Raw genomic sequence first — 19,237 nt, forward strand, 5'->3', positions numbered from 1 at the left:
AACTTATCTTAACAAATTCTAAAAAGCAACCTTGCTTATTAATGCAATTATTGATTCTAGACAGCGCTTCTATTTCTATCAATCCAATATGCCCATGCAACTAAAAGCCATTGGAACAATCCGATTATTGCTATAGCATTTGTATCAGATGGAGGAGGGCCTACTATATTCATAACATAAATCAGAGTTAAAAAAATCAGCAAGCCCCACAAACCATATTTTCCTTTTTTGTTTTCGGATTTAGTCGTACTCAGATAAAAATATGCGCCAAGAATAAAAATAGATCCTTCCACAATTATTGTAAGTGCTACCGAATTCCACAATCCGAAACCCATTTTGAAATCATTCCATGGAAGTAATTGCAGATCGGGACGGTGCGTGAAAAGATCAAGTACCCAGTGACTTAATACGAGCAATCCCAACAAAAGAGAAGTTCTAAAATTTTTCTTCAATATGTAATATACCGCACCCAATAAAATTGCCCAGATAAGTACTCCGAACAAACTATGTGAGTACGGGTAAGAAATAAAATTAAGCGGAGTAACAGCAGTGTTGCCTTTTTCGATTTGAACTTTCTCAATTCCAATTAACAAAAAAATGGGCCAGAGAAGATCAATAAATTGTGATGCGAGAAAGAGTGTCCCTAGAGACGGTTTGCTGTCGATTTTCTTCGCCGCTAAGCCAACTCCAAAATGTCCGATGAACATAGTTTATATCTCTTTGTTATTAACAAATTAATTACGTTGAGTGGAACAGGCAAGAAAATTCTCTATTTCAATTTTGAATAACAACTGATTATGAAAAGTAGTTTTTATATATTTTTAGAGATAATAAACAAGCAAAAAGTATTTGACTTAATATGCAAGTTTTTCCCGAACTTCGTAATGTTGGGAGCGTTCATCAAATCTCTTCAACAATTCTCTTGTCTTAGAAGGAACTACAGCGGTTTCATAATCTTCCCCGGCAAATTTTTTTATCGCTTCAATAGATTCAAACCACATGATTGTAACAAACTCAACTTCTTCTTTTGCTTTGCGACGGAAAAGCTGTATGCCGTTATAACCGGTCAAGTTTCTCGATGCAATACCGAAAAATATTTCTTCTCTCAAAAGATTTTCGTAAGCATCAGCATTTTCTTGTTTTGTCCATCCATGCCAAATTCTTCCAATCATAAAGTTCTCCTAATTTATTTAATAATTTTTTTCTCTTCTTTGCGTTTCATGTCACTTAATCAACTTCTTCATCTTCTCAATTTCATCACGCATACTTGCCGCTCGTTCAAATTCCAAATCTTTTGCAGCCGAAAGCATTTCTTCGGTCATTTGATCAAGTAATTCTTTACGTTGATCGTTTGACATATATCTAATAACCGGCTCTGCGACTTTCAGAAATGTGGCATCTTCTTTTTCCAGATCTCTCTTACGTACATCTGCAATTGATGTTGCATTCATGATCTCTTCAACGCTTTTGTAAATTGTTGTTGGAGTAATGCCGTTTGCTTCGTTGTATTCGGTTTGAAGTTTTCTTCGCCGGATTGTTTCTTCGATTGTTTTACGCATTGATTCCGTAACCTTATCTGCATACATAATTACTCTTCCGTTAACATTGCGCGCAGTTCTTCCAGCGGTTTGCATTAGAGAACGTTCGCTTCGTAAAAATCCTTCTTTGTCTGCATCTATAATGGCAACAAGAGAAACTTCCGGCAAGTCCAAACCTTCCCGCAGCAAATTCACTCCAACGAGAACATCGAAATCACCAATGCGCAGATCGCGGATAATTTCAACGCGTTCAAGCGCTTCAACTTCACTGTGAATGTAGCGGACTTTTATTTTCAGTTTGTCGAGATAATCAGTTAAATCTTCCGCCATTTTTTTTGTAAGTGTTGTTACAAGTATCCGCTCTTTAAGCATAACGCGTTTTCTAATTTCACCAATCAGATCGTCAATCTGTCCTTTCACCGGTCGGACTTCAATCTCTGGATCAAGCAAGCCAGTCGGGCGAATGACTTGTTCAACAAACGACCCACTGGTTCGCGTAAATTCATAATCAGCCGGAGTTGCGCTAACATAAATAACTTGGTTTGTCAATTCATCATACTCTTCAAATTTCAGCGGGCGGTTATCCATTGCAGATGGAAGGCGGAATCCGTATTCAACCAAAACTTCCTTCCTTGAGCGGTCGCCATTATACATTCCACGGATTTGCGGAATAGTCGCGTGAGATTCATCTACTATTAATAGATAGTCTTTCGGAAAATAATCGAACAGACACGAAGGACGTGAACCGGGCGCTCTTCCATCCATGTGCCGGGAATAATTCTCTATTCCGGAACAGTAACCGATCTCACGCATCATTTCAATATCAAACTTTGTGCGCTGTTCAAGCCGCTGTGCTTCAACATATTTTTCCTGCGACCAAAAATATTTTAATTGCTCTCTTAATTCTTCTTCTATTGAAACAATAGCTTTGTTAACCTGATCTTTCGTAGTAACAAAATACTTTGCGGGATATATCGGAATTGATTCAACTTCTTTAATTACGTCCCCTGTAATCGAATCTATTATAGAAAGTCTTTCTATTTCGTCTCCCCAGAATTCGATTCTGACCGCTTCTTCATATTGATAAGCGGGGATAATTTCAACAACATCGCCGCGTGCACGGAAAGTGCCGCGTGTAAAATCTGCATCGTTCCTTGTGTAATAAATTTCTATCAAACTTCTTAAAAGTTTTTTACGCTCTATTGATTGCCCTTTCTTTAAAAATATAATTTGTTTTGCATACTGATCCGGCGCGCCGATTCCATAAATACAACTGACGCTTGCAACGATAATTATATCACTTCGACCTTCTATTAATGATGTTGTTGCTTTGAGACGGAGACGGTCTATTTCCTCGTTCACCGAAAAATCTTTCTCAATGTAAAGATCTCTTTTAACTACGTATGCTTCCGGCTGATAGTAATCATAATAACTGATAAAAAATTCTACGGCGTTGTTCGGAAAAAATGATTTGAATTCCGAATAGAGCTGTGCGGCAAGAGTTTTATTGTGAGAGATTATAAGCGTTGGACGGTTATATTCTTTTATGATGTTGCTCATTGTATAAGTTTTACCGCTTCCGGTAACACCCAAAAGAACTTGATGCTTGGCTCCGCGCTTCAATCCTTCCAGCAATTCTGCAATTGCTTTGGGCTGATCGCCCGCCGGTTGATAATTAGAAACTAACTCAAATTTATTCATATTCTTTATTCTGATCGTGAAAGAGCAACTGGAAATATATAAAATCGGTTTTCAACTAAACAAAAAATGTTGTGGGAAAATTCCGGATGGGCCTGCTCAATAATAACAGTTATATTTTTGTACATTTGTAATGTTCAAATCAAATAACCACAGGTTGAGAAAATGAAAAAGGTAATATTATTACTGCTTTTTATTTCGGCATCGTTTACATTCGGCCAGGTGCCAGACTCGCTTAAAAATAAATGGATTCCGTCGTTTGTAGTAAGCGCCGGAATAAACCAAATTGCATTTACAAATTGGGTTCGGGGCGGTGATAATTCAATCGCGTGGATGGTTTTTGGCGATTTTCATTATGATCTCGCCGGAGATATTTGGTCATACAAAAATTCAATTAAGGCTGTCTACGGAAGATCTAAAGTTGGTTCGTCAATCTATAAAACAACCGACAATGATCTTTACATTGAAAATGTCGCGATCTACAATTTTGGCTGGGCAGTCAGTCCGTTCGTGTCTAATTCCATTAGATCGTCCGTCGCACAAGGTTATAATTATAAAGTAACACCAGAAGTTGAGACTTCTAACTTCTTCGATCCTGGCTACGTTACACAAACAATAGGTTTTACATACGATAAATATCAGAATATTGTTACACGTCTTGGTGTCGGTTTCCAGGAAATCTTCGCGAGCTCGCACAAAGAATACACAGATCCGGTTAATATGGTTGACGGGTTTATATTTGAAACCGGCGTCGAATCTGTTACCGACATAAACTATAAACTTGCTGATAACATTTTATTTCAGAGCAAAATAAGATTATTCTCGCAGTTCAAAAGTTTAGATATTTGGGACGTCCGTCTGGATAATATGATCTCGGCTCAAATCACAAAAATCATTGCGGTTAATTTTACTTATCTGGTTGTTTACGAAAAAGCGCAGTCGCCGTTAACGCAGGTGAAAGAGGGATTACAAATCGGGATCAATTATAGATTGTTATAAATATTTTTTTTCATCCCCTAAAAATATCAGAACAAGAATTGAAAATGACAATACGAGAGACACAAGATCAAATAGTAAAAGAGTTCGAACAGTTTACAGATTGGGAAGAAAAATATAAATATATCATCGGTCTTGGAAAAACTCTTGCGCAGATTGATCCTTCTATTCGAACTGATAAATACAAATTAAGCGGCTGCCAAAGCCAAGTGTGGATAAATGCAAAACTTGAAGAGGGTAAAATAATATTTGAGGCCGACAGCGATGCTTCAATAGTTAAGGGGTTGGTCGCTTTGCTGATCAGAATATATTCCAGTCACACGCCGGATGAAATTCTTTCTTCGCGACCGGAGTTTATTAAAAAAATTGGAATTGATAATCACCTTTCTCCTACACGCAAGAATGGTTTAAGCGCTATGATGAAACAGATCCAGCTTTATGCGGTGGCATTTAAAACTCTCGCGAACAAAAAATAATTATCTTGTTTGGCATTAATGTTTATTTGTAATCTTTCCAAAAACATTACCTGAAAAATCATAACTAAACGCAACGTCTTTACATTTTCTTTATCCTTTTCACTCACATATTTGCAACGGCTTTATAACTCTTACATTATTATTACGCACGTAAAAAAGGATTTTAATAAGATGGATCTAATATTTACAAATTATCTATCAAGAGAAAAATCAATGATCGAATTAAAGAATTTTTTCATCACGAAGAAAATAAAATGGTTATCTATTGTTTATGGAATATGGATTATTATTTCAACGATACTGGCTTATCTGCAACCCCATAAATACGCATCATATTTTACCGATATACCTAACGACCTAAAAACTATAACGCCGTTTTTATTTTCGCTTGCATATCTAACTTTGTTTATACCCGGTGTTATACTTATGGTTTTATTTGCCCTTTACATTTTATTCTTTGCTATTCGGAGTATATATAAGAATTAGATGCAATTACTAATCGAACAATTAACTCATTATTAATAAAATAGGTACAACATGAAAAGATTATTTTCTTTATACTCTATATATTTCATTTTATCAGTCTGGATTGCAGTGAATAATTCGGTTGTCTATTCACAATCCATTGATACAGCAACAACTATAGAAACAGTGGCAGAGCCTTTTGCGTGGGGAGATTTTACATGGCTCAATGGAAACGACAGACGGCACACCGTCTTACTTGACGGCAAATACTTCACAGGACAATTTCTACTTGATATGAATTATACAGCATCAAGTAATCATCCGGTTGACCACACTGTTGTGGGCTCAACCGCGCTTGCCCGTGATAATGAATTTGAAGTCTCGGTTGCAGCAATTGGCGGTGATTTCCATTATGATAATGTACGCGGCAGAATATTACTCCAAATAGGAACACGGGCAACTGTAGTACCGAGAAACGATTTTAGTGTTCTTCACGGTCAATTCGATCTGGCAAATGCATACCGCTATATTAGTGAGGCAAATGCAGGTTATCATTTTAATGTATGGCATGGAATAAATGTAGATGCCGGCATTTTCATGTCGTATGTTGGCCTCTTCTCTTATTATAATGCTGAGAACTGGGCTTATCAATCTTCCTTTACATCTGATAATACACCCTGGTTCTTTAACGGAATTAGAATTCAAACTTTTCCAACAGATTGTCTTAAGGTAGAATTATGGTTGATCAACGGTTGGCAATCGTACGCAAAATTTAACAATGGTCCTGGTGTTGGCGCTCAGATCTTGTGGAGACCTAAAGAGGAGATCCAATTGCTTTCAAACAATTATTACGGGACTGATACCCAGGGTCACCCTGACCGAATTCGTTTCCACACAGATAATAGTTTTGAATTCCGCTATTATAATAATCCGACAAGCTTTGTAACTCGCGGGGCGTTTTCTATTACCGGTGATATGGGGTTTGAAAAGGGTGGCGGAGTAAGTGGTTTAAGCAATGGATCTGATGGTCCCGCACAATATTTTATTAGCGGAATGATTTACCATCGTCTTTGGATGGCGAACGATCATATAGGCTGGACAGTGGGCGGTGGATTCATAAATAATCCTGGGCGCTACTTAGTACTTTACCCGACAGGCGATGCGAATCCGATTCCAGCGATCAATTCAGGACAAACCGGAACACATCCATTCTCAGCAAACCCTGGAGACCAATTTCATGGGTGGGATTGTTCTACCACTCTTGATTGGATGCCAAATGATTTTTTGACATGGCGCATAGAAATTGTTCATCGCGAAACAGACATACCATATTTTGCCGGTCCAGGTGGTATTACATCTCCCGATGGTTATAATAATACTCCAATTCCTATAGATTGGAAACCTGACCTCGTGAAATCAGAAACACGTATTATTTTTGCAACGCTTGTTCGTTTTTGATGAGTAAAAGAAATTAGTTTGTACCTTACTATATCGAATATGAAAAATAGTTTAATAAACTTTATTATTGGAGAATAAATGGAAAGTACATTTGAACTCGTTTTAACCTTGATAGTAGCACTTGCTCTTTTTGTGTATGTGATTTACACACTAATTAAACCCGAAAAATTTTAATAACAGTCAGGTGATCAACAATGATAACAACACATGAAATAATTCAGTTAATTTTTTACATAGTTGTCTTAACGGCACTTGCACCGTTGTTGGGCGGATTCTTTGCTAAAGTTTTGAAAGGCGAGAAAAATTTTCTAACTCCCATATTTGGGAAAATAGAAACGGCAGTTTATAAATTTTCAAAAATTAATCCTTCCGAAGAAATGGATTGGAAGGTCTATACTTTCGCTTTAATGGCTTTCAATTTACTTGGAATAATTTTTTTGGTAGTGATCCAGCTTCTTCAAGCATATCTACCCTTAAATCCGCAAGGACTTCCCAATGTCGAACTAACACTTGCAATAAATACTGCTGTTAGTTTCGTAACAAATACCAACTGGCAGTCTTATGGCGGTGAAAATACGCTCGGTTATTTTGTTCAGATGATCGGATTAGCAGTTCAAAATTTTGTAAGCGCTGCAACTGCAATTGCCGTTTTGTTGGTTTTAGTCCGTGCATTGAAAACAAGAAAAGGAAATACACTCGGAAATTTCTGGGTGGACTTAACCCGTTCAACAATTTATATACTATTACCGCTAGCCATAATATGGGCTTTATTATTGGTCAGTCAAGGAGTTGTACAAACTTTTTCTTCTTACAAAGAAGCAACAATGTTAGAAGGAGCTAAACAAATTATTCCTTTAGGACCGGCAGCTTCCCAGATCGCTATAAAAATGTTAGGAACAAACGGCGGGGGATTCTTTAACACAAATAGTGCTTTCCCGTTTGAAAATCCTACACCACTTTCAAATTTTATTCAAGTGCTTGGAATACTTTTAATCTCGGCTTCTTTGGTCTTTACATTCGGTAGAATGATCGGCTCGAAAAAACATGCTTGGGTGATCTACGGAGTGATGCTTTTCCTTTTTGTTGCGGGATTGTCGGTTTCGGTTTATTCTGAGTATTCAACAAATCCGATCTTTCACGCAGGCGGTTTAATGGAAGGAAAAGAAACCCGCTTCGGAGTTATGAACAGCGTACTTTGGTCCACTGCTACAACATCGGCATCAAACGGTTCAGTTAATTCAATGCACAGTAGTTTATCGCCGCTTGCTGGAATGATTGCTCTTATAAATATGGAAGTCGGCGAAATAATTTTCGGCGGTAACGGCTGCGGTCTTTATGGAATTTTACTTTTTGTATTTCTAACTGTTTTTATTGCGGGATTAATGATCGGAAGAACTCCCGAATATTTAGGAAAGAAGATCGAATCGCGGGAAGTGAAATGGTCTATTGTAGCAATACTATTACCAAGCGCATGTATACTTCTCTTTTCGGCAATTGCAATGAAAACAACTGCAGGATTATCAAGTCTTGCTAATGCAGGCCCGCACGGTTATTCGGAAATACTTTACGCTTTTTCTTCGGCGGCGGGAAATAACGGAAGCGCATTCGCCGGTTTAAATGCAAACACAACGTTTTATAATTTAATGTTAGCCCTAACAATGTTCGTCGGTAGATTCGGTGTGCTCATCCCTGTAATGATTATTGCGGGAAGTTTAGTCAAAAAAAATATTACGCCTACATCTTCCGGAACTCTCTCTACGGAAAATTTACTGTTCGGTATATTGTTAATAGGCGTTATTCTAATAGTAGGAGCTTTAACTTTCTTCCCGGCATTATCATTTGGCCCGATACTCGAACATCTGCTTATGGGACAGGGAATTACTTTTTAACTGCATTGAAATAATAGGAAAATGAAAATGAACTCAAATAAATCTATCAACAGAAAACTTTTCGACAAAAAAATTATTACCCAGGCGGTAATAGATTCTTTCAAGAAATTGAATCCGAAATTCTTAGTTAAGAATCCTGTTATGTTTATTGTTGCAGTGGGCGCTCTTCTTTCAACAATATTCTTTTTTAAAAATCTTTTCATCGGCAGTTTTTCCGGATTTAATCTGCAAATAATTATTTGGCTCTGGTTCACTGTGCTGTTTGCCAATTTTGCGGAAGCTGTTGCCGAAGGAAGAGGAAAAGCACAGTCGGAAAATCTCCGGAAAACCCGCACTCTTACGATTGCAAGAAAGTTGGTTAACAGCGAAGAGAAACATGTGCCGGCAATTGAACTTCGAATCGGTGATCTTGTTGTCTGCGAAACGGGAAATATTATTCCTTCCGACGGAGAAGTAATCGAAGGTGCGGCAAGTATTGATGAATCTGCTCTAACCGGTGAATCCGCTCCCGTAATTCGTGAAAGCGGCGGTGATAGAAGTGTTGTTACCGGCGGAACAAAAGTTATCAGCGATAGAATAGTTATTAGAATTACTGCCGATCCGGGCGGAACTTATTTAGACAAAATGATTTCTCTTGTTGAAAGTGCAAAACGTAAAAAAACTCCGAACGAAATTGCATTGTCAACTCTTATCGCCGGATTCAACCTGGTATTTTTACTTGTCGTTCTAACTATAAGAGTTTTTATTGAATACCATCAGACAGGTTCTGTGAATGTTAGTGATATTGTTTCTGTGCCAGTACTTGTTGCACTTTTAGTTTGTTTGATTCCTACTACAATCGGCGGTTTATTAAGTGCGATCGGAATCAGCGGAATGGATCGTTTGCTCGGTCATAATGTAATCGCTATGAGCGGAAGAGCAGTTGAAGCGGCAGGTGATATAGACGTTCTTCTTCTTGATAAGACCGGTACAATCACATTGGGAAATAGAATGGCTTCAGTCTTCGTCCCAGTTAACAGTGTTCCAATAGAGAAATTAGCAGATGCGGCACAGCTTTCTTCGCTTTCGGACGAAACGCCCGAAGGAAGATCTATTGTAGTTCTTGCTAAAGAAAAATTCGGTTTGAGAGGAAGAGATATTTCAAAATTGGATGCACATTTTATTCCGTTCAGCGCTCAAACGAGAATGAGCGGTGTGGATATTCATCCTTCGAATGGTGAATCAAAAAGAATTATTCGCAAAGGTTCCGCCGATGCAATAAAAAAATATGTTGAAAGTAACGGCGGAAAATTTAACTCGGATGTTCAGCAGATCGTAAACGAATTTTCCAAAGCTGGTTCTACTCCTCTTGTTGTTGCAGAAAATTTTAAAGTGCTCGGTGTAATTGAATTAAAAGACATTGTGAAAGGTGGAATTAAAGAACGATTTGCACAGTTAAGAAAGATGGGTATCAAAACTGTTATGATTACCGGCGATAATCCGCTTACAGCAACAGCAATTGCTGCAGAAGCAGGAGTTGATGATTTTATTGCCGAGGCTAAACCGGAAGATAAACTAAAACGTATCCGTGAAGAACAGACCGGTGGCAGAATGGTCGGCATGATCGGCGACGGAACAAACGATGCACCTGCACTTGCACAAGCCGATGTCGGAATTGCTATGAACAGCGGAACGCAGGCCGCTCGCGAAGCTGGGAACATGATTGACCTCGACAGCAACCCGACAAAACTTATTGAAGTTGTAGAAATTGGTAAGCAGTTATTAATGACACGCGGTGCTCTTACAACGTTCAGCATTGCTAACGATGTTGCAAAATATTTTGCTATCATCCCGGCGATATCAACTTTTCTTTACGCAACACATTTTACAGACGGTCCTCTCTCTGCTCTTAACATAATGAAACTTGCAACACCTCAAAGCGCTATTCTCAGTGCTGTTATTTTTAATGCATTAATAATTGTTCTTTTAATTCCATTAGCATTGAAAGGTGTTAAATATAGACCTGCTGGTGCGGCGGCCATATTAAGAAAAAATATTTGGGTCTATGGCGTTGGAGGATTGATAGTTCCGTTCATCGGAATAAAATTAATAGACTTGTTCATAACTGCAATTAAATTGGTCTAATAAAATTTGAAAATTCAAGAGAAGATAATATGAAAAAACAACTTTTAATTACCATAAAATATTTTGTTGCTATTACAATCGTAACCGGATTGATTTACCCGCTATTCATCACATTAATTTCAATTATAATCTTTCCCGGTAAAGCATCCGGCAGCTTGATTAAAAAAGACGGCAAAATAATCGGTTCAGAGTTAATAGGACAAAAATTTGAGAGCGATAAATATTTCTGGTCGCGCCCGTCTGCGGTCGATTACAATCCTATGCCTTCCAGCGGCAGCAACCTAGGTCCTACAAGCGCCGCATTAAAAAAGTCGTACGACGATAGAATGAAAAATTTTGTAGAAAAAAATATGATCAAAGACGCATCAATCATTCCAAACGAAATGTTTTTTGCTTCAGCAAGTGGTGTGGATCCGCATATTTCACCTTTATCGGCAATGCTGCAGGTTGAAAGAGTTGCCAAAGCCAGAAATTTTGATCAATCTAAAAAGGAAAAATTAATTCAATTAATTAATTCGTTAACGGAAAAACCCCAGTTCGGCTTTTTAGGCAATTCGGTTGTTAATATTCTTTTATTAAATTTAGAGTTAGATAAAATGAATTGATGTAATGAAAGAAACCGAAGAACATCGAAGACCCGACCCGGATGCGCTATTAGCCGAGATAAAGCGTAATGAAAATAAAAAAGGTAAGCTGAAAATATTTTTAGGTTACGCTCCCGGTGTTGGTAAAACTTATTCAATGTTGCTTGAAGCACATGCTCTCAAGAAACGGGGGTTGGATACCGTCATCGGATACATTGAAACACACAAAAGAGATGAAACAAACGCGTTGCTCGAAGGTCTTGAAGTTCTGCCGAGACGGAAACTTCCTTATAGAGATTTGATGCTTGAGGAGATGGATATTGATGCAATCATAAATAGAAATCCGCAAATTGTTCTTGTAGATGAATTAGCCCACACAAATATTTCAGGAAGCCGCCATCCGAAACGATACTTGGATGTAAAAGAAATTCTTGAACGCGGTATCGATGTTTTGACCACGGTTAATATCCAGCATTTCGAAAGCCAAAACGATATTATCGAACAGGTTACAGGAATAAGAGTTCAGGAAACAATTCCCGATAGTTTATTGGATGAAGCCGATGAGATCAGATTAGTAGATATTCCGCTTGAAGAATTGTTATTAAGGTTGAAAGAGGGAAAAGTTTATTTACCTGAACAAGCACAACGTGCGATTCAAAATTTCTTCCGTAAAGGAAATCTTACTGCTCTTAGAGAAATAACTTTAAGAAAAGTTGCAACCAAAATAGACAGCGAACTTCTTCATTATGTTAAAGCAAGATCCATAGACAATCCATGGCATATTGCGGATAAGATAATGGTTTGTGTTTCACCGAGTCCATTTTCAAAACAGATTGTTAGGCGTGCATATAATTTAGCGTATGATGCCGGAATAGAATGGTTTGCGGTATATGTATCGATTCCTAAATTCAAAAATTTGTCACAGAAAGAACAAGCATATCTTTCGGATGCACTGAACCTTGCCGAAAACTTGGGCGGAAAAATATTTACACTTTCCGGCTCGGATATAGCCGATGAGATAATAAATTTTGCTAAAGATAAAAATATTACACGCGTGTTAATCGGTAAACCGCTAAAATCGCCGTTACATGAATTCTTGAAACGATCTCCGACATTTAAGCTGATGTATGATCAAAGTTCGTTCGATGTCCAGCTAATAACACCGTTTTCTGAAACCGATGCCTCCGTAAGTACGGAAATATTGAGACATGGCAAGAAGAAATTTAATTTCAAAAATTATCTTTATTCTTTTTTGATTCTTATTCCAGTTACCATAACAGTCAGCGTCCTCGAAAAATTATTTTCTCTTCCCTCCTTTGAAATGATCTTTATTATTGCGCCGATAGTAGCGGCAATATTTTATGGTTTGGGTCCTGCGATTTTTTCTTCTTTAATGAGCGTTTTGTTTTACGATTATTTTTTTGTTGAACCGCGTTTAAGTTTTACAATAAGCAGACCGGAACATTTTGTAAGCCTTTTAATCTTCCTTGTTGTTTCTACATTGGTGAGTCAATTAATAAATCAATCCAAGAATCAATATTCAGCATTAAGGATGAGATTAGAGAGCTTGAGCGTGATTGAAGATCTGAGCAAAGAGCTTCTAAACATTCCTTTGCATGAAGAAATTCTTAAAGATTTTGATAAGTCAAACAATCAGCCGGATAATATTTTAAAGGTTATTAAAACATCAATTCAGGAAGAGATTTCTAGAATCGTTATCAAATATATCGGTAAAGTTGTAAAAGCCGATTGCATTATGATGCTGAAAGATGAAAAAAATAATCTTCGTACTTTATCAAGGAGTTCTTCCCGTATCGAACTGAATGCAAAAGAATTAGGAGTTGCAGATTGGGCGTTTAATAAAAATTTACTTGCAGGATGCGGTACGAATAATTTAACCGAGATTTTTTGGTTCTTTCTTCCTATTTCTATTCCTTCCGGTGGAACAATCGGTGTTGTAGGATTTAAATTTAATTATAAAGATATTTTACTAGAGCAAAGGAATCTTATTAATACGATATCGAAACTTTCGTCTATTGCAATTTCAAATTGGATATAAAAGTATAACTCCACATAAGAATAGAATTTGATGTTCATATGATTGAGGACATGAAAATTAAATCCGCAAGAATGATATTAAAAAAAATATTTGTTTTTCAATCCAGCTTGAACCAGTATCTAATTTCATTATTGATCATTGCCGTTCTAAATGTAATCTGTTATACTATCCAGACTCACATTGGATATCAAACAGTTTCTTTCATTTTCCTCTTGACTATTTCTCTGTTGCCGTTATTTAATTTTGGACCCGGACCGATATTTTTTGCAGCAACACTTAGTGCTTTCAGTTGGAACTATTTTTTTATCCCACCCCAGTTCACACTCGATATCTCGAAGATAGAAGATGTATTGATGCTAATAATGTTTTTTATTGTTGCAATGGTTACCGGAGTTCTATCTGCAAGAATAAGAAAGCAAGAAAAATTTGTTAGACAACGGGAAGAAAGAACTAATGCACTATATAAACTTTCGAAAGAATTATCTGCCGCATATAATTTAGATAAAGTGGCAGAAATTGCGATCCAAAATATTAGCAATGCTTTTAATATAGATGTTGCAATTTTACTTTGCGGTACTGACAAGGAATTATCGCGCAGTGAACATAAATTAAGCTTCTTCAAGATAAATGCAACTGATTGGCAAATAGCTCACTGGGTTTTTACTAATAGACAGCCTGCGGGAAAATATACCAAGACGCTCCCGTCGTCAGAAATAACGCACATGCCTTTGTTCAGCGTAAATAAATCTCTCGGGGTTCTTGAGATAAAAAGTATTAATCCTTTAAGTTCTGATCAGCAAATTCTTCTTAATGCTTTTATTGCTCAAATATCAAATGCTGTTGAAAAAGAATACTTAAATGAAGAATCAAAAAAATCATTAATAATTTCCGAATCTGAAAAACTTTACAAAACTTTGTTCGATTCTATCTCACATGAATTGAAAACCCCGCTTACAACTATTATTGGTGCAACTAGCTCATTCAAAGATGAAAAGATAAGACAGAACAAAACTATTCTATCCCGTCTGATAAACGAAATAAATATAGCTGCCGAAAGATTAAACCGTCTTGTGGAGAATTTGCTCGATATGACACGTCTGGAATCCGGACAGATGAAATTAAAATTAGATTGGAACGAAATCACAGACCTTATTGAAAGTGTTTTGAAAAGATTGAGTAACGAATTAATTAATCACACGGTTAAAACCGATATTCAAGAGAATATCCCGCTATTTAAGTTCGATTTCGGATTGCTTGAACAAGCTTTGATTAATGTTATGCACAATTCATTAATTTACACTCCGGAGAAAAGTACGATCAAGATTAGCGTAAAAGAGGAAAAAAATATTTGTTTAATTGAGATATCGGATAACGGTCCTGGGTTTGTGGAAGAAACTCTCAGTAAATTATTCGAAAAATTTTATAGAATACCCGGAACAAAAACCGGTGGAACCGGCTTAGGGTTATCGATTGCAAAAGGATTTATTGAAGCACATTCGGGAAGCATTACTGCAAAGAATCGAAAAGAAGGCGGAGCGGTATTTATTATAAAGATTCCGATGCAAAATTAAGATCTAAAAATTATGAGCACAAAACCAATAATCTTGATCATTGATGATGAATCTCAAATAAGAAAAATATTACACATTACACTTGAATCCGCCGAATATAAAGTGATCGAGGCTGAGAATGGGAAAGACGGAATTATTCAAGCAGCTACCGCACATCCCAATCTAATAATTTTAGATTTAGGATTACCAGATCAAGACGGTTATTCCGTTTTGAAAGAAATTAGAACATGGAGTTTATTGCCTGTAATGATATTGTCCGTTAGAAATTCTGAGGAAGATATTGTGAAAGCTTTGGATTTAGGAGCCGATGATTATCTTACAAAACCGTTTTATAGTGCGGAATTACTTGCCCGGATAAGAGCAAGTTTAAGAAGAGCAAGCCAAGTTCAAGAGAGCAACATATTCACAAATGGTTCAGTTAAAATTGATCTTGTTTTAAGAACCGTTACAAAAGGCGATGAGGAAATAAAACTTACTGCTACGGAATATTCGTTATTAATACTATTAGCAAAAAATTTAGGAAAGGTATTAACTCATCAGTTTATACTTAAGGAAGTATGGGGCCAAAGTTATGTTGAGCAATCCCAATCCTTGCGCGTTTTTGTGGGACAACTAAGAAAAAAAATAGAGGAAGATCCTGCCCGCCCTAGTATGATAATAACCGAACCAGGAATAGGTTATAGAATGAAATCACTGAATGATTAGTCTTTACAAAATGGAATGTTGTATTGTTTTATTGTCATGCGCAAAATCAACTAATGGCGGACAAGTGTGAAAAGTGAATCAGAAAAATTTTCAGTTCGCGATTTTCAATTATTAATTATTTATGCTTTCCAATCAATCCGTCTTCCAAACATTGATTGCATTCAAACTGAAGCGTGATATGATGTATTCCAAATTTTAATTCGAGAAGCTGCTCGATTTTATTCCGAAGTTTATCGCTCTCGCTTATTTTCATATCATTTACATTTACATGCGCTTCCAGATGAATATCATTATCACCAACTGTCCAAACGTGAATGTGGTGAATGTCATCCACTTTCGGAAATTTTTCTACGGCGTTTTTTATTTCACTCAAGGAAAGATCGGTAGGTGCACCTTCCATCAAAACATGGATTGCTTCACTTAGTATATCATAACTTTGTTTGATGATATATATCCCGATCAGAACAGTAAGAAGCGGATCAATCCACATAACATTCCAAACGGCAATTGCGATACCGCCAAAAATAACAGCAACCGAAGAAACAGAATCCCCAAGTAGATGAACATAAGACGAGCGGATGTTAATACTATTTTTTGCGTCACGCTTCAGTAAGAGTGTCCCTATAATGTTGGCAACAAGACCAATAAACGCTATAATTGTCATTGTTACGGCTTCGATCTTGTGCGGTTCTAAAAATCTTGCAACAGCTTCGTAGAAAAGGAAAAAATAAATTATAATCAGCACAGCTGAGTTAATTACTGCGGCAAGAATTTCCGCGCGTTTTAATCCGAAGGTGTGACGGTGGGAATTATCTTTCTGTTTTAATTTAATTGCTATGTACGAAAGAATTACCGCGATTCCGTCGCTGAAATTATGAAGTGCGTCTGAGATCAGAGCAAGACTTCCGGAAATAATTCCGCCTACAATTTGAACAACCGTAATCACAAAGTTCAGCAGCATTGTGATTATCAATCTGCCGGTTGTTGTATTTAATCCGTTATGATGATTGTGATCGTGGCTCAAAATTTTATTCTATCCCGCATATCGTTAGACAAACAATTATTTCTTAAATTAAAGTATCACTTCACAAAAATGTGAATCAAGAAGATGAAAAACAAATTTTATACTGATTTTGATTTCGAGCGTCTCAAACCGAGTCCTCGCGAAAGTGATTACCGTTCACCGTTTCAAATTGACCGTGACCGGATAATTCATTCATCGGAATTTCGGCGCTTGCAGGGTAAGACACAAGTTTTTTTGCCGGGCGAATATGATTTTTACCGAACGCGCTTAACTCATTCGATTGAAGTGGCACAAATTGGAAGAGCCATTTGCACTTTTCTTCTTTCTAAAGAAAATGAGTTCCTCAATGAAGAATCTTTCATAGATGAAGATTTGGTCGAATCTATTTGCCTTGCACATGATCTCGGCAATCCTCCGTTCGGACATGCGGGCGAACGTACATTAAACGAACTGATGAAAAAATACGGCGGCTTTGAGGGCAACGCACAAGCGCTCCGGATGACAACGGAAATTTTTTATCGCGACGATGATCATTATCGCGGAATGAATTCTACACGAGCATTTATTGACGGTATTCTCAAATACAAAGCAATTTATAAACAATTCAAAAATCCGGAGAATCATTTTATCTACAATGAGCAAAAAGGAATTATAGATTTTATCTTCGGCAATAGAAAAATTTCAAAAGATATTTCTTCACCTGAGCGACTTAACAAATTTCAGAGTATCGAATGTCAAATAATGGATTGGGCTGATGATACCGCATACGCAATTAACGATTTGGTAGATAGCATCTCCGGCGGTTTTATTAATATCCAAAAACTTTCGCGCTGGCGAGAATCAAACCGGCTAACCGAAATACAAAAAAATATTGTTGATGAAATTATCGAATGGATCAAGATTGGAAATTTTAAAAAAAAATTCGGCGCTCAAATAGGTGAATTTGTAAAAGCATGTGGGTTAAAAAAGAGAAATACTTTTCTTGACGATTTAACCAACCGGTATAAGTTTGCCCTTGTAATTGAAAAAGATATCTTTGAGCGCGTGCAGATTTACAAAAGAATCTCTTCGGATTTAGTTTTTAATTCTTCGCAGCTTCACCAGATAGAATTTAAGGGAAAGCAGATGATCGAAAATCTGTTCAAACGTTTTGAAGAAAATTATGTTCATTCGCTTAGCGATACAAAATTATTGCCGGATTTTAATCATCGTCTTTTGTGTAACGAGAAAAGTAAAATTAATCGCGCTAGAATGGTTTGCGATTATATATCCGGTTCAACGGATTCTCATGCAATGCGAATTTATCGCCGCTTGTTCGATCCGGAATATAGTTCGCTCGCAGATTTAGTATAAGATTAGGGCTGTAATGACTTAAGAATTTCTTCGAGTTTCTTTGTGCCATGGAAAAATGAAAGCAAGTTATTCAGCACATCATCCACAACAGAATCGGGGCATGATGCACCGCTTGTAATCGCTATTGTAATTTTTGCTTTGCGTGGAAGATAATCTTCTGTTGCTTTTTCTCTTCTCGATTGTATATCAAAATGGTTTATTAGTTTTTCTGAGATGATTTTTTCTGCACCGGAGATAAAGTATGTGGTAAATTTTTCTCCCAACAGTTCAACGAGATGAGAAGCGTTCGAGCTGTTATAACCACCAATAACAATTGCCAGATCTGCCTCTTCTTGTTTCAATCCTATTGTTGCACTTTGGTTATCGTTCGTTGCATAGCATAATGTATCTCTTGTGTCGGCAAAATGTTCTTTTAGATTTTCCGCGCCATACTTTTTTATCATTGTCTCGCGAAGAAGATCTGCTATCGCCTGTGTTTCTGATGCTAACATTGTTGTTTGATTAACTACTCCTATTCTTTCAAAATCTTTTCTAATATCAAAATCCTTCGAAAGTTTGTCTTCAAAAAATTTATTAAACTCATGCTCGTCCATCTTGCCAAGTATCATTTTAGAAACAACAGTAGCTTCATCTATGTTGCGAATGATTAATGACGGCGCTGTTTGCTTGCTGTGAGAAAATGTTGCGCGTGTTTCTTCATGTTTCGCTTTGCCGTGAATTATTACAGTAAAATTTTCTTTCCCTAAATCTTCTGCGCGGTTCCATACTTTTTCAACAAACGGGCATGTGGTGTTAAACTCAACTGTATCAATGCCTTTTTTCTTCAGCAATGATTCTATTTCCAGGGTAGTGCCGAATGCAGGAATAATAACAATGTCGTTTGAATTTACTTCGTCCCACTCAACAAACTGATTTCCATATGCGTCCATAATAAACTTAACACCGCGGCTTTGCAGATCTAAGTTCACAAGCGGATTGTGAATCATTTCGCTTAAAAGAAAAATTCTTTTACCGGGATTTTCTTCAATTGTTTTATATGCAATCTCGATGGCATTCTCAACTCCGTAACAAAATCCGAAATGCCGCGCGATCAAAAATTTAACCGGACCAAAATCGAGAGCGGTTGGTGAAAAATCTTTTTTGCGCGGATCTTCGTTTTTACGTAACTCTTTTAGTTTAGAGATTATCGGACTTCGATAATAATCCGGTATTTCAAATATTTTCATTCTGCATCTACTCCAGCGTAATTACAAATTCATTTAGGTGCTAACTGCGCTGCGAGAAAAATTATCTCTCG

General features: G+C 37.0%; 17 protein-coding genes. 12 read left to right on the forward strand and 5 right to left on the reverse strand.

The annotated features are described in order from the left end of the window. Positions 1-56: 56 nt before the first annotated feature. From NTZ27_10005 to uvrB, 3 genes are all read right to left on the reverse strand, one after another. Complete coding sequence (locus NTZ27_10005; protein MCX6175073.1) at positions 57-707, reverse strand: metal-dependent hydrolase; 651 nt, start codon at positions 705-707, stop codon at positions 57-59. 147 nt (positions 708-854) lie between these two features. After that, complete coding sequence (locus tag NTZ27_10010; GenBank protein MCX6175074.1) at positions 855-1,172, reverse strand: hypothetical protein; 318 nt, start codon at positions 1,170-1,172, stop codon at positions 855-857. A gap of 51 nt (positions 1,173-1,223) precedes the next feature. Continuing rightward, positions 1,224-3,239 (reverse strand): excinuclease ABC subunit UvrB, encoded by a 2,016-nt coding sequence (gene uvrB / locus NTZ27_10015; protein MCX6175075.1) that lies wholly within the window; start codon positions 3,237-3,239, stop codon positions 1,224-1,226. Between the two features lie 162 nt (positions 3,240-3,401). On the opposite strand from uvrB, the gene NTZ27_10020 reads away from it, so the two are divergent. From NTZ27_10020 to NTZ27_10070, 11 genes are all read left to right on the forward strand, one after another. Further along, positions 3,402-4,235, forward strand: a complete 834-nt coding sequence (locus NTZ27_10020) for a DUF3078 domain-containing protein (protein ID MCX6175076.1) — start codon at positions 3,402-3,404, stop codon at positions 4,233-4,235. A 44-nt stretch (positions 4,236-4,279) separates the two neighbouring features. Further along, entirely contained in the window at positions 4,280-4,708 is a 429-nt protein-coding gene (locus NTZ27_10025; protein ID MCX6175077.1) for a SufE family protein, read from the forward strand. A 171-nt stretch (positions 4,709-4,879) separates the two neighbouring features. Further along, positions 4,880-5,194: a hypothetical protein gene (locus NTZ27_10030; protein MCX6175078.1), complete on the forward strand. Its 315-nt coding sequence runs from the start codon at positions 4,880-4,882 to the stop codon at positions 5,192-5,194. Positions 5,195-5,245: 51 nt separating this feature from the next. Then, positions 5,246-6,631, forward strand: a complete 1,386-nt coding sequence (locus tag NTZ27_10035) for an outer membrane beta-barrel protein (protein ID MCX6175079.1) — start codon at positions 5,246-5,248, stop codon at positions 6,629-6,631. A gap of 78 nt (positions 6,632-6,709) precedes the next feature. Continuing rightward, a complete protein-coding gene (gene kdpF / locus NTZ27_10040; GenBank protein MCX6175080.1) occupies positions 6,710-6,805 on the forward strand; it encodes a K(+)-transporting ATPase subunit F in 96 nt (31 codons plus the stop codon). Positions 6,806-6,825: 20 nt separating this feature from the next. Continuing rightward, on the forward strand, positions 6,826-8,520 hold the full coding sequence (gene kdpA / locus NTZ27_10045) for a potassium-transporting ATPase subunit KdpA (GenBank protein MCX6175081.1): 1,695 nt from the start codon (positions 6,826-6,828) through the stop codon (positions 8,518-8,520). Positions 8,521-8,547: 27 nt separating this feature from the next. Continuing rightward, complete coding sequence (kdpB, locus tag NTZ27_10050; GenBank protein MCX6175082.1) at positions 8,548-10,644, forward strand: potassium-transporting ATPase subunit KdpB; 2,097 nt, start codon at positions 8,548-8,550, stop codon at positions 10,642-10,644. A 29-nt stretch (positions 10,645-10,673) separates the two neighbouring features. Beyond that, positions 10,674-11,249 carry a potassium-transporting ATPase subunit KdpC gene (gene kdpC / locus NTZ27_10055; GenBank protein ID MCX6175083.1) on the forward strand — a complete coding sequence of 192 codons (576 nt, stop codon included), beginning with the start codon at positions 10,674-10,676 and terminating at the stop codon, positions 11,247-11,249. A gap of 4 nt (positions 11,250-11,253) precedes the next feature. Continuing rightward, positions 11,254-13,287, forward strand: coding sequence for a DUF4118 domain-containing protein (locus NTZ27_10060; GenBank protein ID MCX6175084.1), 2,034 nt, complete (start codon positions 11,254-11,256; stop codon positions 13,285-13,287). A 50-nt stretch (positions 13,288-13,337) separates the two neighbouring features. Next, complete coding sequence (locus NTZ27_10065; protein ID MCX6175085.1) at positions 13,338-14,858, forward strand: DUF4118 domain-containing protein; 1,521 nt, start codon at positions 13,338-13,340, stop codon at positions 14,856-14,858. A 12-nt stretch (positions 14,859-14,870) separates the two neighbouring features. After that, on the forward strand, positions 14,871-15,563 hold the full coding sequence (locus NTZ27_10070) for a response regulator (GenBank protein MCX6175086.1): 693 nt from the start codon (positions 14,871-14,873) through the stop codon (positions 15,561-15,563). Between the two features lie 115 nt (positions 15,564-15,678). Here the strand turns inward: NTZ27_10070 and NTZ27_10075 are convergent, their stop codons facing one another. Continuing rightward, positions 15,679-16,587, reverse strand: a complete 909-nt coding sequence (locus NTZ27_10075) for a cation diffusion facilitator family transporter (protein MCX6175087.1) — start codon at positions 16,585-16,587, stop codon at positions 15,679-15,681. Positions 16,588-16,671: 84 nt separating this feature from the next. Here NTZ27_10075 and dgt point away from each other — a divergent pair, with 84 nt between their 5' ends. Beyond that, complete coding sequence (gene dgt, locus NTZ27_10080) at positions 16,672-17,940, forward strand: dNTP triphosphohydrolase (protein ID MCX6175088.1); 1,269 nt, start codon at positions 16,672-16,674, stop codon at positions 17,938-17,940. A 2-nt stretch (positions 17,941-17,942) separates the two neighbouring features. Here the strand turns inward: dgt and NTZ27_10085 are convergent, their stop codons facing one another. Further along, positions 17,943-19,166 (reverse strand): 4-hydroxy-3-methylbut-2-enyl diphosphate reductase, encoded by a 1,224-nt coding sequence (locus NTZ27_10085; protein MCX6175089.1) that lies wholly within the window; start codon positions 19,164-19,166, stop codon positions 17,943-17,945. Positions 19,167-19,237: the final 71 nt, after the last annotated feature.

The sequence above is a fragment of the Ignavibacteriales bacterium genome (assembly GCA_026390775.1).
GTDB lineage: Bacteria > Bacteroidota > Ignavibacteria > Ignavibacteriales > Melioribacteraceae > Fen-1258.

Coding starts and splice junctions, on each gene's coding strand:
- dgt (MCX6175088.1), top strand. CDS start 16,672: ATGAAAAACAAATTTTATACTGATTTTGATTTCGAGCGTCTCAAACCG.
- kdpB (MCX6175082.1), top strand. CDS start 8,548: ATGAACTCAAATAAATCTATCAACAGAAAACTTTTCGACAAAAAAATT.
- kdpC (MCX6175083.1), top strand. CDS start 10,674: ATGAAAAAACAACTTTTAATTACCATAAAATATTTTGTTGCTATTACA.
- NTZ27_10035 (MCX6175079.1), top strand. CDS start 5,246: ATGAAAAGATTATTTTCTTTATACTCTATATATTTCATTTTATCAGTC.
- NTZ27_10085 (MCX6175089.1), bottom strand. CDS start 19,166: ATGAAAATATTTGAAATACCGGATTATTATCGAAGTCCGATAATCTCT.
- NTZ27_10070 (MCX6175086.1), top strand. CDS start 14,871: ATGAGCACAAAACCAATAATCTTGATCATTGATGATGAATCTCAAATA.
- NTZ27_10030 (MCX6175078.1), top strand. CDS start 4,880: ATGGATCTAATATTTACAAATTATCTATCAAGAGAAAAATCAATGATC.
- NTZ27_10065 (MCX6175085.1), top strand. CDS start 13,338: ATGAAAATTAAATCCGCAAGAATGATATTAAAAAAAATATTTGTTTTT.
- NTZ27_10060 (MCX6175084.1), top strand. CDS start 11,254: ATGAAAGAAACCGAAGAACATCGAAGACCCGACCCGGATGCGCTATTA.
- NTZ27_10010 (MCX6175074.1), bottom strand. CDS start 1,172: ATGATTGGAAGAATTTGGCATGGATGGACAAAACAAGAAAATGCTGAT.
- NTZ27_10020 (MCX6175076.1), top strand. CDS start 3,402: ATGAAAAAGGTAATATTATTACTGCTTTTTATTTCGGCATCGTTTACA.
- uvrB (MCX6175075.1), bottom strand. CDS start 3,239: ATGAATAAATTTGAGTTAGTTTCTAATTATCAACCGGCGGGCGATCAG.
- NTZ27_10025 (MCX6175077.1), top strand. CDS start 4,280: ATGACAATACGAGAGACACAAGATCAAATAGTAAAAGAGTTCGAACAG.
- kdpA (MCX6175081.1), top strand. CDS start 6,826: ATGATAACAACACATGAAATAATTCAGTTAATTTTTTACATAGTTGTC.
- kdpF (MCX6175080.1), top strand. CDS start 6,710: ATGGAAAGTACATTTGAACTCGTTTTAACCTTGATAGTAGCACTTGCT.
- NTZ27_10005 (MCX6175073.1), bottom strand. CDS start 707: ATGTTCATCGGACATTTTGGAGTTGGCTTAGCGGCGAAGAAAATCGAC.